We start from the raw sequence: 14,038 nt of genomic DNA on the forward strand, positions 1-14,038 counted from the left end.
AACCAGCTCGAAAAGCTACTCGAAAGCTACTCGAAAGCTACTCGAAAAGAATTTTTCAAGTCTGACCTGCACAAAACACTTTACTCGAAAACTTTTCGAGTAGAGTGTTTCGCCTTGTGCAGGGTTCGTGCTGCGCGGCGAAGGAGGATTGGGTACTCTAAAGCGCGGTAATAGCAAAGAACTGATTGGTGCCTTCCTCTCATGCTGTCCCGCATTGCTTCCTCCGTCGCCGCCGCCGTCGTGGCCGCGGCCACTCTCATCGTCCCCCACACCATTTCTGCACCCGCCGCGCATGCCGACGAACAGTGCCCCGCCGTGGTGGTCGTCGCCGCGCGCGGCTCCGGCCAGAACGGCCAAATCTACCCCACGCAGTATTCCAACCAGGGTGGCCGAGCCTCCAATGGGTGGGAGGGCGAATCCATCCGCGCCATGCTGCAGGGCGCCGAGGTGCGCTACCAAGCCACTCACGGCGGCAACTCGCTGATGAAGGACGTCTACGTGCTGGGGCTGGAGCCGCAATACTACCCGGCGACGTACCCGGAATACTCTGTTCCGAACGCGTCGGTTCCGAACACCGCGGCTGACCTCGTGCGCTTGGCCACGCAGTACGCCAACCCGGTCATCAACACCGCGGTCTCCGCCATCAACCAGTTCATGTACTCGGTCCAGACCGGCAGGCGCGGCGTTACCAGCGCGGTCAATAACTACGAAGCTTCCACAGGCTGCCATCCGCAATACATCCTCTCCGGCTACTCCCAAGGGGCCATGGTCCTGTCCAACCACGAGCTGGAGTTGGCACACCGCGGCCAGCTTGCTGGTGTCGTGACCTTCGGTAACCCGCTGACCCGCGCCGGGGATCCGGCCGTTGTCGGCGCGACCCAGGGCGCGGGCGGCCCGATGGGCTACTTCCCGCAGATGCGCGCCAACGTCAGCCGCGTGGACTACTGTTTGCCGCTCGACGCCGTGTGCGATCTTTCCGCCAACACCCTTTACGCCGCGCAGCCCACCGGGGGTTCCCACGGCCAGTACTTCTTCACCAACCACCAGTGGGATACCCAGGTCTACGATTCCATTGGCCGAATGGTGGATGACGTTCGTTTCCGCTAAACAGGAAAGGGTGAAGTCTCTTTCCTTATCTCTTGCCATTGCCACCACCGTGCTCGGCGCGGCAGCCTCGGTGATGAGTGCGCCCGCGGCCTCGGCGGGTGGCGTTGAAACCTGCCCTGAGACCGTGGTGCTCGTCGCGCGCGGTTCGGACCAGAACGAGGAACAAGGCGAATACGTGGGCCCGCAGCGCTACTCAGAGCAGGCGCCAGAATCCACGGGTTTTGAGGGGCGCAACTTTGCTGCGCTGTTTCACCAGGTCGAGCAGCGTCATCCAGGCGCTATGGATGGCGTGTACGTGCTGGCGCTGGATCCGGAGGCATACCCTGCGGCCATGAACCTGCCGCCATTGGCACAGGAGGGCGAGGATTTAAGCCCACTTCAGCTGGTGCAGCGGGCGCTCGGGATCCTTCAGCAGCACTCTCTTGGGGAGATGGCGTATTCGGTGACGCTGGGGGCCATCGATAGTCTGCGTACTGGTGCCCGCAATGCCCCGAAGGTGGTAGACAACTATGAGGCGACCACCGGTTGCCGCCCACAGTGGGTAGCTGCCGGCTACTCGCAAGGAGCGCTTGTTGCAACGAGCGTGGAGGGCTATTTGGCCGAAACCGGGCGCCTGCACGCCATGCTCACCTTCGGCAACCCGCTTCACCAGGTCCCGTGGGCTAAAAACCGCGCCGGGCTCCCAGGGAATCGCTTTGTCGATTACTGCCTAGACGGTGATTTCGTGTGCGACTTTTCCCTCGACGCCGCCAACCGCGCTTTAGCCACCAAAGCGGAGCGTCACGCCTCCTATTTCTTGGGGGAGCCTTCCGGGCAGGACGTGCAGGTCATTGATGCGGTGGCCGGTATACTCACCAGCCATGACTAGTCCACAACGCATCGGCATCATGGGTGGCACCTTCGACCCCATCCATAATGGTCACCTCGTCGCCGCCAGCGAGGTAGCCCACCGCTTCCGCCTCGACACGGTGGTCTTCGTGCCCACCGGCCAGCCCTGGCAAAAGGCCGATAAGCAGGTCACCGCCGCCGAGCACCGGTACCTGATGACCATGGTGGCCACGGCGTCGAACCCGCGTTTTACCGTCTCGCGTGTGGACATTGACCGCGAGGGGCCCACGTACACCATCGATACGTTGCGTGATTTGCGCGGAATTTTCCCAGATGCCGAACTCTTCTTCATTACTGGTGCCGACTCGGTGGCGTCCATCATGAGTTGGCGCAACTGGGAAGAGATGCTGGAGATGGCCCATTTCGTTGGCGTTACTCGTCCCGGCTATGAGCTGCGCAAAGACATGCTGCCGGAGGATTCGCAGGATGACATCGAGCTGATTGAGATCCCCGCCATGGCCATTTCCTCCACCGATTGCCGCGCCCGCGCCCAGCAGGGCCAGCCGGTGTGGTACCTCGTACCCGATGGGGTAGTGCAATACATTGCCAAGAACCACCTTTATAGCCCACACCCGGAAAAGCCCCTGTAGCCTCCGCGCGTCCTTGAGGGGGAATTCGACTAGGAAAATGAGCCTTGTCGTGTAAGACTAGAGTTCTTAAGAAAACGTAACTGTGTAGGGATTGTCATGTCGATTACTGATGAAGCACGCCAGATGGCGGAAACCGCCGCCTTGGCTGCGGATGAAAAGCTGGCCACCAACATCGCCGCTATTGACGTTTCCGACGTGCTGGCGATTACCGAGGTCTTCGTCTTGGCCTCCGCCGATACCGAGCGCCAGGTGGGGTCCATCGTGGAGGAAGTTGAAGACGAGCTGACCAAGAAGGGCTTTGAACCCAAGCGCCGCGAAGGCAATCGTGAGAACCGTTGGGTCCTGCTCGATTACGGCCCCATCGTGGTCCACGTCCAGCGCAACGATCAGCGCGAGTTCTACGGCCTAGACCGCCTGTACCACGACTGCCCGCTTCTCGACATCCCCGGTCTGGACACCCCGGAACGCCCCGGCGAGTGGTCTGATGAAGTCAACCCGCGCGATGTTGAATCGATCGATGAGATTCCCCTGGCCCAGCCAGAGCCGGAAGACGACGAATTATGACCCGCCGCCTCCTCCTCATCCGCCACGGCCAGACCACCTACAACGCCACCGGCCGGATGCAGGGGCACTTGGACACCGAGCTATCAGAGGTAGGCTACTCGCAGGCGCGCGCGGCTGCTGACCTGCTCGAGGGCAAAGACATCACCGCGATCCTCTCCTCGGATCTCATCCGTGCCCGCGACACCGCGGAGATCATCGCTCGTCAGTTGGGGCTTGAGGTGTCCGTCGATAAGCGCCTGCGCGAAACCCACCTGGGTGAGTGGCAGGGGATGACATCGGCTGAAGTGGACGAGCAGTTTCCCGGGGCACGTGCGCTGTGGCGCCACGACCCCACCTGGGCCCCGCCCCAGGGTGAGAGCCGCGTCGACGTGGCTAACCGCGCGCGCCCCGTTATTGATGAGCTCATGCAGAAACATCCGCAGTGGGATGAGGGTGCGGTGCTTGTCGTCGCGCACGGCGGTGCTATTTCCGCGCTGACCTGCCACCTTTTAGGCCTTGAGCACCACCAGTATGGAATCCTCTCCGGGTTGAAGAATACCCACTGGTCGCAGCTGACCGCGCGGCCCGAATTCGATGCCGCTCGTCCGCTGTCCCCGCTGCAATTCACCCCGGAGAACGTCGCCCGCGCCCAGTGGTACTTCGACGGCTGGAACATGGGTGGTGCTGTCGTTGGTGGTGCAGGGGCGGACGTCTAGTGATTCGCGTCGTCACCGATTCCGCTGCGGGCTTGCCGGCGGATATCGTCGAGGAGCTTGGAATCTGCGTCGTCGACTTGCACGTCATGGAAAGCCACGGCAAGGACGGCGCGGAGCTGTCCACCTCGGGTCTGACTGCCCTCGAATTGGCCGCTTTATACGGCCGTCAGATGGAGCGCTCCGGCGATGACGGGGTGCTGGCCATTCACCTCTCGAAGGAGCTGTCCTCGACGTGGTCGGCGGCGGTGACTGCCTCCGGCGTTTTCCCCGATACCGTGCGTGTTATCGATTCCGGTACCGCCGGCATGGCGATGGGCGCGGCTGCGATGGCGGCGGCCAAGCTTGCCCAGGAAGGCGCTTCACTCGACGAGTGCTATGCCGCAGCCATCAATACCCTTGAGCGCGGGCACACCTGGGTCTATCTCAACTCAACGGAGGAGCTTCGCCGTTCCGGGCGCATGTCTGCGGCCACGGCGATGCTGTCCACCGCGCTGCTCGCTACCAAACCCATCATGGCCATCCAAGGCGGCAAGCTGGAGATGGTGGGCAAGACCCGCACCCAAACTAAGGCCTTTACCAAGCTCGTGGACCTGGTGGCCTCCCGCGCGGAGGGCAATCCGGCGTTCATCGCGGTGCAGTACAACGAGGATAAGGTTTCGGCCCGCCGGCTGGAGGACTTGCTGCGCTTGGCGCTGCCGGATTCTTCCTTCATGCTGGTGCCGCTTACCGACGTCCTCTCCGTCCACGTCGGCCCCGGGGCCATCGGCGTCTCCGCGGTCTTTAGCTGACGGCGGAGCCGAGCTAAAGACGTTGTTGATGCCTTCAACAAGTTATCCACAGGCTGCGGCTTAAGCCCTCGACGGGGGTGAGGGCGCTGCGTAGCGTCGCGGGCATGAATGCCATTGCTGATCGCCTCCGTGACCTCACCCGCCCAACCGGCGAAGAAGAACTGCTCAACGTCGATTTCCCGCGCGTGCGCGTGCCACCCTGGCTGGCGCTTGTCGCGGCGGGCGTGGCCGGCGTTGCGCTCCTGGCCTGGCTGGGGATGAGCCGTAGTGCGGAAAACCCCTATGAGGTGGCCACCCCGAGCAGCGAGGTAGCGGCCGATATCGTGGTCTCTGTCGTGGGGGAGGTAGAGCAGCCGGGCCTGGTGACCTTGGCGCCGGGTGCGCGCATCAACGACGCCCTCGAGGTGGCGCGCCCGCGCGTGCCCACCGATAACCTCAACCTGGCGCAGAAGCTTAACGACGGCGAACAGATCACCGTCGGTGGCCCACCCAACGCCCCAGAAACCGCGGAGGAGGGCCTGGTGTCGCTTAACTCCGCCAGCGAGGAGGAGCTGACGGAGCTGCCCGGCATAGGGCCGGCCACGGCCGCCGCGATCATCGCGCATCGCGAGGAGGTCGGCAGTTTCACCACCGTGGAGCAGCTCATGGATGTCTCCGGCATTGGTCCGGCGAAGTTTGCGCAGCTGAAGGATAAGGTCCGTCCGTGAGGGAACTGCGGCTCGTGCCCGCCGCGGGGGTGGCGTGGTTGGCCACGCTCTCAGTGCTTTTCGGCCACCCGTGGCTGTTGTCCGGGCTCGTGCTTTTCGCTTTCGCGCGCGGTCAGTGGCGCGGGCAGGGCATTTTATGTGCGGCGAGCGGAGTCATCTTCGCCGCCCTGGCTTATGTGCGCTCGGTGCGCGCCGCGGGCTTTCACTTCGGCTCGGAGGTGACGGGAAAGCTTGCCGCCGATCCGGTTCAGACGGCATCCGGGTGGATGGTGCGCCTGCGCGTGCCGGGCTACCCGGCGCAGCTGCCGGTCTTCCTCAAAGAAAAACCGGAGGCCTTCGGCGGCTCGCTGGTGACGGTGCACGGCCACCCCGGCCCCTCGGATCAGGTTGGCGTGGGTACAACCGTCTTTAGCGGCGAGCTCACCGCGCACGCCCATAGCTGGACGGCAGCGGTGGCAGAAAACTTCCGCGCCGTGTGCGATAACGGCCTCATCCCCGGCATGGTGCTGGGCGATACCAGCCTGCAAAGCCCCGAGGACAAGCAGCTCTACATCGATACCGGACTATCGCATTTGAGCGCCGTGTCCGGATCCAACGTTGCCATCGTGTGTACCGCGGCCGCGTTGGTGGTGTCGGGGCAGCGGGTGCGGGTGGGGGCGTCGGCAAGCGCGTTGGCGTTATTCGTAGCGCTGGTGGGGTGGGAGCCCTCCGTCCAACGCGCCACCGTTGCCGGGCTGGCGGGTCTAGTAGCGGTGCTGAACTCTTCGAGGATGGAACCGCTGCACGCGCTGTCCCTCGGGGTGCTCTTCCTACTGGCGGCGGATAGCGACCTAGCCGTCAGCTTCGGCTTCGCGCTTTCCGTGGCGGCCACCGCCGGCATCGTGGTGCTCAGCCCCCTGTTGCTACGGGTGCTGGGGACTGGCATCGTTGCGCGAGCCTTCGCTGTGGCCATTGCCGCGGATATCGTGACCATGCCGCTCATCGCGTTGATGACCGGGCGGGTCTCGGTGGTTTCTGTGATTGCTAACGTGCTGGTGGCGCCTGTCGTGCCGGTCATCACCGTCGTGGGGCTCATCGCCGCCGCGCTCGCGCAGGTGGGGCTGGGCAGGCCGCTTGTTATCCTTATCGAACCGCTGGCGGATTGGATCCACCTCGTCGCCTCCTCCATGCCGGTGACCACCGTGGCGGCGGGGCCCGTTGCGATGCTCCTTCTCTGTGGGTGGGTCATTGCGGCGTTGCTAAGATGACAGGCATGTCTTCAGCCCCCGTGCACCTCATTCTCGGCGATGATGAATTCCTGGCCGAGCGCGCCCGCCTGAGTATCCAACACGGCGAGGTAACCAAGCTCAAGGCCGCCGAGGTGAGCGAAGGCGAAATCCTGGAAGCGACCAGTCCGTCGTTGTTCGGGGAAGACCGCGTCATCGTCATCAGTGACGTGGAGAGGGCCGGCAAGGAGGTCACGAAGATCCTTCTCGATGCCTGCGCCAACCCCATGCCTGGTATCACGCTCATCCTGATGTACTCGGTGACGGCGAAGACGCTGAAGAAAAAGAAGAAGCCGCCGGAGCTCATCGCGGCGCTGCGCAAGACGGCCGAGGTGCATGAGGTCTTCTCCCTCTACCCGAACGAGCTCGCACAGTGGGCTACCCGGGAGTTCGCCTCGCATGGGGTGCGCCCCACCCCGGATGTGGTGCAGGCGCTTCTCGACGGCGTCGGCTCCGACCTACGCGAACTCGCCTCCGCCATCTCCCAGTTGGTCTTCGATACGGGGGGCAAGGTAACCCGCGAGGCGGTGCACGCGTATTACGTGGGCGTGGCTGAGGTAGCCAACTGGGATATTGCGGATGCTGCTGTGGCTGGCCGCGTGGAGGCGGCGGTCTCCACGTGCCGCCGGGCGCTGCAGTTGGGGGCGAGCCCTGTGGCCATCGCCTCTGCTCTGGCCAACAAGGTGGGCAACATCGCACGCCTCTACTCCGCGCGCGGGGATCAGTACTCGCTGGCCTCCCAGACCGGGATGGCGCCCTATGCGGTGAAGCTCACGCAGCCCGTGGCGCGGCGCTGGTCGGGGGAGAATATCACCAAGGCCGTCATCCTCATGGCGGAGCTGGATGCTGCGGTCAAGGGACAAGGCGGTGATGAAGATTTCGCCATCGAGGCGGCCGTTAAACGGGTGGCGGAGCTGGCGCGCTAGACTAACCCTCCATGGATGATATCCAGAACTTTGCCACCAAGCTTTTCGACTTTGCCCGTAACGGCGATGCCACGCTGCTCGAGTACATCAAGCAGGGCGTCAACGTGGACATGGTGAACCAGGATGGGCAGTCCTTCATCATGCTTGCCGCCTATCATGGCCATGCGGAGCTGGTACGCCAGCTCGCTGCGGCGGGGGCCGACGTCAACCTCCTCAACGATCGCGGCCAGTCGCCACTGGCCGGGGCGATTTTTAAGAAGGAGGACGCGGTGATCGACGCGCTTCTCGACGCCGGCGCCGACCCCTCCGCCGGCCAGCCCAACGCCCTCGACTCCGCCCGCATGTTCGGCCGTGAGGACCTACTCGAGCGCCTGTCATGAGCTGGTCCGCGTTTGCGGCCATTCTCCTGATGAACCTCGTCGGTGCGGCAGCACCCGGCCCCGACATCGTCCTGGTGACGCGCTATGCTACGCGCTCGCGCCGCCACGCCATCGCGGCAGCAACCGGCATCCAGGTGGGCGTGTTGTTCTGGTGCACGCTGACCGTGTTCGGCGCGGCCGCCCTGCTCACCGCCTTCCCCGGCGTCCTCTCGCTGATTCAGGTGATCGGTGGCTGTTTCCTGGTCTTCATGGGCGTGCTCTCCATTCGCTCTGGGTTGGAGCTGCGCAAGCAGCCGCCCGTCGATGAGGAGGAGGCGGCCGCTCGCTTGGGCTCGGTGGGCAAGGTCTTCCGCACGGGTTTGGCCACCAACCTGTCCAACCCGAAGATCGTGCTCTTCCTCGCCGCTATGGTCGCCCCGTTGTTGCCGCCGCACCCGCCGGTGTGGGTATCGGTGGCGCTGGTGCTGAGTTTGTCGTTGTCGAGCTACCTGCTCTTCGTCTTCCTCTCGACGGTCATTTCTACCCGCGCGATTCGCCGCCGCCTCCTCGTCGCAGGCCCGTGGATCGACATCGCCTCTGGCGTTTTCTTCGTGGTGGCTGGCTGCGCCCTGGTGTGGGCCGGCATCCAGGCCGTCTAGGCCTGGTTGAGGAGCTCCGCCAGCCACTGCGACCACGCCGCGACCGTACCGGAGCGGCGGCGCAGGGTCGTATCGTTGAGTCCCAGATTGGCCGCGCGCATGAAGACCATTGCCTCTTCTTTATTCACCGCTCGGCGGGTAGTCACGACGTGCTGCACCATGTCCCGGAGCACCGGCCGGGAGGCCAGCGCCTCGATGAGGGTGAGGTTGCGTTCATCGCGCGTGCCGCTGAGTTTGCTCAGGCCTAAGTAGCGGGCGGCGTTGGTGTAATAATCCGCCTGGCGCGGGGTAAAACCAAATTCCTCGGGCATCTCCGCTTTGTCCACTGGGTTCTCCAGCAGGCTGATGACCCTTGCAAAGGAGTCCGCCTGCGGGAAAGGAACGCGCGTGCCCTCGACCTGCGTGCGCGCCAGCACCGCGCGCACCGTCGCCTCAGTTACGCCAGACTCGCCCAAAACATAGCGCGCCGCGCTGACCAGCTCGATGCTGCGGAAGTCCTCCGGCTGCCTAAACGCGTAGCGGTAGAAGTGGAAGATACCGTTGGAATAGACCACGTAGACCGGCACTACTTCCTTCTCCAAGGCCAGCGAGAAGCGCCGGAAAGGGAAGTAGAGCTGGCGGATGTTGAAGTCGGGGGAGAGGTGGTTCTTCGCCTCCACGAGCACGAGGTGCTCGGCGGACTCGAAGCCGGCATCAATCTCCATCTGGGCGCGGTCCACCACCACGTCGCGCCCGCCGATACGCATGGGCAGAGTGAGCGTCGACATGCGCCCGCTGACCGTCGGCACCAGCTCACCGCCCAGGAAATCATCGAGCATGCCGCTTAAGCTCGCCGCGGTGAGTGCGGCGGCCTCCGAGGTCAGGTTCTCGAAGTCAATGGACTTAATGTGGCGGGGAACCGGCATTGACTTCAGCGGCCCGGCTTGCTCCGGGAAAGGCTGGTACAGGTCAAAGCGGCCAATGAGATAGGCATCGCGGCGAATTGGCAGCATGGATAACCCGTGCTCTCGAAAGACCTCGGGGCGCGCTGCCGAAAAGTCATGCTTGGCCATCAACCGTGGCTCGCGGCCCGATAGCTCCTTAATCTTCGCGGCGGGCAATATCGCGAAACCCTGGTCCGCGATGTCGGCGGCGATGTGAGGGTAGACGAGGTCCCAAGCGGCGTCGTTAAGCATAATTGCGCACGAGCACCTCATCGACCTTGCCGCGCTTCGAGGCCACGGAATTGACCGCGCGCGTGGCACCCACAATGTCGATGCGGTAGTCCGCGTACAACTCCTTGATGAAGTCCGTCGCCGAATTCGACAGCAGGAACTTCACCCCGCGGGCGTTGAGGTCGTCGCAGGTTTCCTTCAGCCGAATCTGGTCCGCGCGGCCAAAACCACCCGACTGGTAGCCGGTGAAATTGCTCGTGGGGTTGACCGGATCATAGGGCGGATCGAAATAAACGAAATCCCCCTCGTTGGCCTCCACCGCAGCGTAGTCGCCGTTATAAAACGTCACGTCGTGGGTGGACAAGTACTCCGAGACTGCGCGCAGATTGGGTTCATCGCAAATCTTCGGGTTGGCATAGCGGCCAAACGGGGCATTGAACTGGCCGGCGTTATTCACCCGGTAAAGCCCGTTGTAGCAGGTCTTATTCAAATAAATCGTGCGGGCAGCCCGTTCGACAGGGCTTAAGTGCGCAAAACCCGGCTCACGGTCGCGGGCGCGCATCTCGTAGAAGAAATCCGAATCATTCGAATAGCCCTTTAACAGGGCGATGAGCTCGTCCACGTTATCGCGGACCACCTCGTAGACGGTGATGAGCTCGGTGTTCAGGTCATTAACCCGGGCGCGCTCGGGCGCCAAAGAAAAAAGGACCGCTCCACCGCCCAAGAAAGGTTCGACATAAGTGTCGAAGCTCTCGGGCAGCACGGAGTGGATAACGGGCAGCAGTTGACGCTTTCCCCCCACCCACTTCAGGAGCGGTTTCATTTAGGCCATCTTGTTGAAGGCGGTGGCCATGCCGGACTTCTTGTTAGCCGCGGTGTTGCGGTGGAAGACGCCTTTAGACACGGACTTGTCCAGTGCGCGGGAGGCAACGCGCAGCTGCTTCTCGGCTGCAGCCTTGTCGCCAGCGGCGACGGCCTCACGGAACTTGCGGATCTCGGTACGCACGGCGGAGCGTACGGACTTGTTGCGCTGACGAGCCTTCTCGTTGGTTAGGATGCGCTTCTGCTTGGACTTGATGTTTGCCATCGTTATACCTCTTAGAGTCGTAGGAATGTGCAACCGAGGAAGGCGGACCCAAGGTCCTGACCGCCAGCGTGCCCCGGCATCCCAAAAAATTTAGCAGGGCGCGGGCCGAATCCCCAAATCAGGCCCAGTGATAACGCGAGCGTAGCCGGTTGGCAATGCGTTCGAAGCGGCGTTCTGGGAAGAGTGTGCCTTGCCGACGGCATTGTTCCTCGGAGATTTCCAGCACGCGGTCCATCCGCACCCAGCACTGCCGGCCGGATTCGTCCCATTCGCCGGTGCCGATATCGAGCCATTCCTCCTTGTTGGCGTGGCCCGGGTTGGAGGAGATGAGCAGGCCCAGCACGGTGGTGCGCGTGCGCGAGACAATCAGCACGGCGCGCTCGCGCGGCGGGGATTGCTTGCCATCCGAGGGCGCCCATACCCACACGACTTCCCCGGAGTCTGCCTGCCCGTCCATGTCGGGGGTGAAGAAGACGCTGCGCGGGTGGGCGTCGGCACACTCGACGCGAATGTCGGCGGCTTTGCGGGGTTCCGTCACGGAATCATTCTGGTTTAGCCCTAGGCCTTCGGTGATGCGCTCGAGACCGACGTCGACAGGCTCAGGGCCTCCGATACCGAGAATGCGTGCCAACCTAGACATGTCGTCTATTCTAAACACATGTCTACAAACTTCGCGGCCACTACGTTTACGGATCCGTCCAAGATCCGAAACTTTTGCATTATCGCCCACATCGACCACGGCAAGTCGACGCTGGCTGATCGCATCCTGCAGTTGTCGCAGGTGGTGGAGGAGCGCGACATGCGCGACCAATACCTCGACAACATGGATATCGAGCGTGAGCGCGGCATCACCATTAAGGCGCAGAACGTGCGCCTGCCCTGGATTCCTCAATCTGGTGCCATGAAGGGGGAGGAGATCGTCATGCAGATGATCGACACTCCCGGCCACGTGGACTTTACCTACGAGGTCTCGCGCGCGCTCGAAGCCTGTGAGGGCGCCATCCTGCTTGTCGACGCCGCCCAAGGCATCGAAGCCCAAACCCTGGCCAACCTCTACCTGGCCATGGAAAATGACCTGGAGATCATCCCGGTCCTCAACAAGATTGACCTGCCGGCAGCCGATCCGGAGAAGTACGCCCTGGAGATTGCCCACATCATCGGCTGTGAGCCGGAAGAGGTGTTGCGCGTTTCCGGCAAGACCGGCGAGGGCGTGCCGGAGCTGCTGGATAAGGTGGCGGAGCTTATCCCGGCACCGACGTCCGAGTTCGGCGAGGATGCCCCGGCCCGCGCGATGGTCTTCGACTCCGTTTACGACACCTACCGTGGCGTGGTGACCTATATCCGCATGATGGACGGCAAGCTGACCCCGCGCCAGAAGGTCACCATGATGGCCACGGGTACCAACCATGAGCTGCTGGAGGTGGGCATTGTCAGCCCGACCATGCAGAAGTGTAAGGGGCTGGGCCCGGGTGAGGTGGGCTACCTGATTACTGGCGTGAAGAACGTGCGTGAGACCAAGGTGGGTGACACGATTACGTGGGCGTCGAATGGCGCGAGCGAGCCGCTCAAGGGCTATGCCGACCCGAACCCTATGGTCTACTCCGGCCTGTTCCCCATCTCCCAGGCAGACTTCCCGGACCTGCGTGATGCGCTGGAGAAACTGCAGCTTAACGACGCCTCCCTCACCTTCGAGCCCGAGACCTCCGTCGCCCTAGGCTTCGGCTTCCGCTGCGGGTTCTTGGGCCTGCTGCACATGGAAATCACGCGCGACCGTCTGGAGCGCGAGTTTGGCTTGGACTTGATTTCCACGGCACCGTCGGTGACCTACCGCGTGGTGGCGGAGGATGGCGAGGAATCTATGGTGCACAACCCGTCTGACTGGCCCAGCGGCAAGCTGCGTGAGGTCTACGAGCCGATTGTGAAGATGACCATCATCGTGCCGGAGGAGTTTGTGGGCCCGACGATGGAGCTGTGTCAGTCCAAGCGCGGCCAGATGGGCGGCATGGACTACCTGTCTGAGGACCGCGTGGAGCTGCGCTACACCATGCCGCTGGGTGAAATCATCTTCGACTTCTTCGACATGTTGAAGTCCCGTACCAAGGGCTACGCTTCCCTCAACTACGAGGAGGCTGGCGAGCAGCTGGCGGACCTGGTGAAGGTGGATATCCTGCTTAACGGTGATCCGGTGGATGCCTTCTCTGCGATTGTGCACCGCGATTCCGCGCAGTGGTACGGCAATAAGATGACGAAGAAGCTCAAGGAGCTCATCCCACGCCAGCAATTCGAGGTGCCCGTCCAGGCGGCGATTGGTTCGAAGATCATCGCGCGTGAAAATATCCGAGCGATGCGCAAGGACGTGTTGGCCAAGTGCTACGGCGGCGATATTTCGCGTAAGCGGAAGCTTCTGGAGAAGCAGAAGGCCGGTAAGAAGCGCATGAAGTCCATCGGCTCCGTGTCCGTGCCGCAGGAGGCCTTCGTCGCGGCGCTGTCCACGGACGCTGAATAAGGAAGCCGTCGCCCGCAGCATGGCATCGGGCCTGCAAAAGCCATCAGCGTGGTCACGGCCGGCACTGGTTGCACTGACGGCGCAGGCCCCACGCCCACGCGCTGGCGGAAGTTCACCCCCCGCTCCGGCTCACCCACGTCGAGGGCGGGATTGGTCCGCATGAGCTTGCATGATCTAGCTCTGTGGAAGGCAGAGCCCAACAGGCACTCAGCTCTGCGTATTGCCTAGTTTGGTGCTCCGGCTGGGTTACTCGGCGTTGAATGAGTAGCTGCCGGTGAGCTGGTTGTGGATTGTCACCGAGTAGTTCTGGCCGTTGGCGTTGGCACCTTCCACAAGCATGTCGAGCTCTTGGGCGTTGTAATAGCGGCTCAAACCCACGTACAGGATGAGCAGGAGGAAACCGACCACGACTGCAGTAGCGGTGACAATCTTCCACGAATTTACTGGGTTGGTCACGAATAGCCCTTTCCTGGGTAAGTGTCTTTCCTGCAGGTACAAACACGATAACAAGCGGGACAGTGTGTCTTGTCCTTTAACGGGCTGTGGGTGCACCTACAGCATGGGGCCAGTGGGCGGGAGGCAACTGGTGTTCATCGAGATCCCCGTCAACCATCTTCCAGTCTTCGGGTGCGCTGTCCCTGGGATCGCCGAGGCCCCGTCAGTCTGGCTTTGGTTGGCGCGTCTCATCCTTTAAGGGCTTAAACCCGGTCTTACTGTCACTGCCGTTGCATCTGGGTGGCGGG

17 protein-coding genes are annotated in these 14,038 nt (G+C 62.8%); 12 read left to right on the forward strand and 5 right to left on the reverse strand.

The window, feature by feature from the left end; all coding sequences use genetic code 11:
• Positions 1–201 precede the first annotated feature (201 nt).
• From HMPREF3147_RS11590 to HMPREF3147_RS11640, 11 genes are all read left to right on the forward strand, one after another.
• Complete coding sequence (locus HMPREF3147_RS11590; protein WP_070447858.1) at positions 202–1,107, forward strand: cutinase family protein; 906 nt, start codon at positions 202–204, stop codon at positions 1,105–1,107.
• A gap of 10 nt (positions 1,108–1,117) precedes the next feature.
• Positions 1,118–1,975 (forward strand): cutinase family protein, encoded by an 858-nt coding sequence (locus HMPREF3147_RS11595; RefSeq protein ID WP_070447862.1) that lies wholly within the window; start codon positions 1,118–1,120, stop codon positions 1,973–1,975.
• Complete coding sequence (gene nadD / locus HMPREF3147_RS11600; RefSeq protein ID WP_029159020.1) at positions 1,968–2,585, forward strand: nicotinate-nucleotide adenylyltransferase; 618 nt, start codon at positions 1,968–1,970, stop codon at positions 2,583–2,585. Before HMPREF3147_RS11595 ends, nadD begins: the two co-directional genes overlap by 8 nt.
• A 96-nt stretch (positions 2,586–2,681) precedes the next feature.
• Complete coding sequence (gene rsfS, locus HMPREF3147_RS11605) at positions 2,682–3,149, forward strand: ribosome silencing factor (RefSeq protein ID WP_070447864.1); 468 nt, start codon at positions 2,682–2,684, stop codon at positions 3,147–3,149.
• Positions 3,146–3,844 carry a histidine phosphatase family protein gene (locus HMPREF3147_RS11610; protein ID WP_070447867.1) on the forward strand — a complete coding sequence of 233 codons (699 nt, stop codon included), beginning with the start codon at positions 3,146–3,148 and terminating at the stop codon, positions 3,842–3,844. Before rsfS ends, HMPREF3147_RS11610 begins: the two co-directional genes overlap by 4 nt.
• On the forward strand, positions 3,844–4,632 hold the full coding sequence (locus HMPREF3147_RS11615) for a DegV family protein (RefSeq protein ID WP_070447871.1): 789 nt from the start codon (positions 3,844–3,846) through the stop codon (positions 4,630–4,632). Before HMPREF3147_RS11610 ends, HMPREF3147_RS11615 begins: the two co-directional genes overlap by 1 nt.
• Before the next feature lie 104 nt (positions 4,633–4,736).
• Positions 4,737–5,339, forward strand: a complete 603-nt coding sequence (locus HMPREF3147_RS11620) for a ComEA family DNA-binding protein (RefSeq protein ID WP_070447874.1) — start codon at positions 4,737–4,739, stop codon at positions 5,337–5,339.
• Positions 5,336–6,586 (forward strand): ComEC/Rec2 family competence protein, encoded by a 1,251-nt coding sequence (locus HMPREF3147_RS11625; RefSeq protein ID WP_070447877.1) that lies wholly within the window; start codon positions 5,336–5,338, stop codon positions 6,584–6,586. The genes HMPREF3147_RS11620 and HMPREF3147_RS11625 overlap by 4 nt, the downstream gene beginning before the upstream one ends.
• Positions 6,583–7,530 carry a DNA polymerase III subunit delta gene (holA, locus tag HMPREF3147_RS11630; RefSeq protein ID WP_070447880.1) on the forward strand — a complete coding sequence of 316 codons (948 nt, stop codon included), beginning with the start codon at positions 6,583–6,585 and terminating at the stop codon, positions 7,528–7,530. The genes HMPREF3147_RS11625 and holA overlap by 4 nt, the downstream gene beginning before the upstream one ends.
• Positions 7,531–7,541: 11 nt before the next feature.
• A complete protein-coding gene (locus HMPREF3147_RS11635; RefSeq protein WP_046648995.1) occupies positions 7,542–7,910 on the forward strand; it encodes an ankyrin repeat domain-containing protein in 369 nt (122 codons plus the stop codon).
• Entirely contained in the window at positions 7,907–8,548 is a 642-nt protein-coding gene (locus tag HMPREF3147_RS11640; RefSeq protein WP_070447882.1) for a LysE family translocator, read from the forward strand. Before HMPREF3147_RS11635 ends, HMPREF3147_RS11640 begins: the two co-directional genes overlap by 4 nt.
• Here the strand turns inward: HMPREF3147_RS11640 and HMPREF3147_RS11645 are convergent.
• From HMPREF3147_RS11645 to HMPREF3147_RS11660, 4 genes are all read right to left on the reverse strand, one after another.
• Positions 8,545–9,723, reverse strand: a complete 1,179-nt coding sequence (locus HMPREF3147_RS11645) for a type II restriction enzyme (RefSeq protein WP_246815781.1) — start codon at positions 9,721–9,723, stop codon at positions 8,545–8,547. The two genes, HMPREF3147_RS11640 and HMPREF3147_RS11645, sit on opposite strands and share 4 nt — an antisense overlap.
• A complete protein-coding gene (locus tag HMPREF3147_RS11650; RefSeq protein WP_070447887.1) occupies positions 9,716–10,525 on the reverse strand; it encodes a DNA adenine methylase in 810 nt (269 codons plus the stop codon). Before HMPREF3147_RS11650 ends, HMPREF3147_RS11645 begins: the two co-directional genes overlap by 8 nt.
• Positions 10,526–10,789 (reverse strand): 30S ribosomal protein S20, encoded by a 264-nt coding sequence (gene rpsT, locus HMPREF3147_RS11655; protein WP_070447890.1) that lies wholly within the window; start codon positions 10,787–10,789, stop codon positions 10,526–10,528.
• Between the two features lie 118 nt (positions 10,790–10,907).
• The gene (locus tag HMPREF3147_RS11660) at positions 10,908–11,429 is read right to left on the reverse strand and encodes a type II toxin-antitoxin system PemK/MazF family toxin (RefSeq protein ID WP_070447893.1); all 522 of its coding nucleotides are present in this window, start codon (positions 11,427–11,429) and stop codon (positions 10,908–10,910) included.
• 18 nt (positions 11,430–11,447) lie between these two features.
• Here HMPREF3147_RS11660 and lepA point away from each other — a divergent pair, with 18 nt between their 5' ends.
• Positions 11,448–13,295 (forward strand): translation elongation factor 4, encoded by a 1,848-nt coding sequence (gene lepA, locus HMPREF3147_RS11665; protein WP_070447895.1) that lies wholly within the window; start codon positions 11,448–11,450, stop codon positions 13,293–13,295.
• A 246-nt stretch (positions 13,296–13,541) separates the two neighbouring features.
• Here lepA and HMPREF3147_RS11670 read toward each other — a convergent pair whose 3' ends face one another.
• Positions 13,542–13,751 (reverse strand): hypothetical protein, encoded by a 210-nt coding sequence (locus HMPREF3147_RS11670; protein ID WP_070447897.1) that lies wholly within the window; start codon positions 13,749–13,751, stop codon positions 13,542–13,544.
• Between the last annotated feature and the right edge of the window lie 287 nt (positions 13,752–14,038).

The organism is Corynebacterium sp. HMSC05D03, assembly GCF_001807205.1.
Classification (GTDB): domain Bacteria; phylum Actinomycetota; class Actinomycetes; order Mycobacteriales; family Mycobacteriaceae; genus Corynebacterium; species Corynebacterium aurimucosum.

What these genes read in the sequence shown, in the direction of transcription:
- HMPREF3147_RS11590 (WP_070447858.1), top strand. Translation starts at nt 202, where the DNA reads ATGCTGTCCCGCATTGCTTCCTCCGTCGCCGCCGCCGTCGTGGCCGCG.
- nadD (WP_029159020.1), top strand. Translation starts at nt 1,968, where the DNA reads ATGACTAGTCCACAACGCATCGGCATCATGGGTGGCACCTTCGACCCC.
- rsfS (WP_070447864.1), top strand. Translation starts at nt 2,682, where the DNA reads ATGTCGATTACTGATGAAGCACGCCAGATGGCGGAAACCGCCGCCTTG.
- HMPREF3147_RS11610 (WP_070447867.1), top strand. Translation starts at nt 3,146, where the DNA reads ATGACCCGCCGCCTCCTCCTCATCCGCCACGGCCAGACCACCTACAAC.
- HMPREF3147_RS11620 (WP_070447874.1), top strand. Translation starts at nt 4,737, where the DNA reads ATGAATGCCATTGCTGATCGCCTCCGTGACCTCACCCGCCCAACCGGC.
- holA (WP_070447880.1), top strand. Translation starts at nt 6,583, where the DNA reads ATGACAGGCATGTCTTCAGCCCCCGTGCACCTCATTCTCGGCGATGAT.
- HMPREF3147_RS11635 (WP_046648995.1), top strand. Translation starts at nt 7,542, where the DNA reads ATGGATGATATCCAGAACTTTGCCACCAAGCTTTTCGACTTTGCCCGT.
- HMPREF3147_RS11640 (WP_070447882.1), top strand. Translation starts at nt 7,907, where the DNA reads ATGAGCTGGTCCGCGTTTGCGGCCATTCTCCTGATGAACCTCGTCGGT.
- HMPREF3147_RS11645 (WP_246815781.1), bottom strand. Translation starts at nt 9,723, where the DNA reads ATGCTTAACGACGCCGCTTGGGACCTCGTCTACCCTCACATCGCCGCC.
- HMPREF3147_RS11650 (WP_070447887.1), bottom strand. Translation starts at nt 10,525, where the DNA reads ATGAAACCGCTCCTGAAGTGGGTGGGGGGAAAGCGTCAACTGCTGCCC.
- rpsT (WP_070447890.1), bottom strand. Translation starts at nt 10,789, where the DNA reads ATGGCAAACATCAAGTCCAAGCAGAAGCGCATCCTAACCAACGAGAAG.
- HMPREF3147_RS11660 (WP_070447893.1), bottom strand. Translation starts at nt 11,429, where the DNA reads ATGTCTAGGTTGGCACGCATTCTCGGTATCGGAGGCCCTGAGCCTGTC.
- lepA (WP_070447895.1), top strand. Translation starts at nt 11,448, where the DNA reads ATGTCTACAAACTTCGCGGCCACTACGTTTACGGATCCGTCCAAGATC.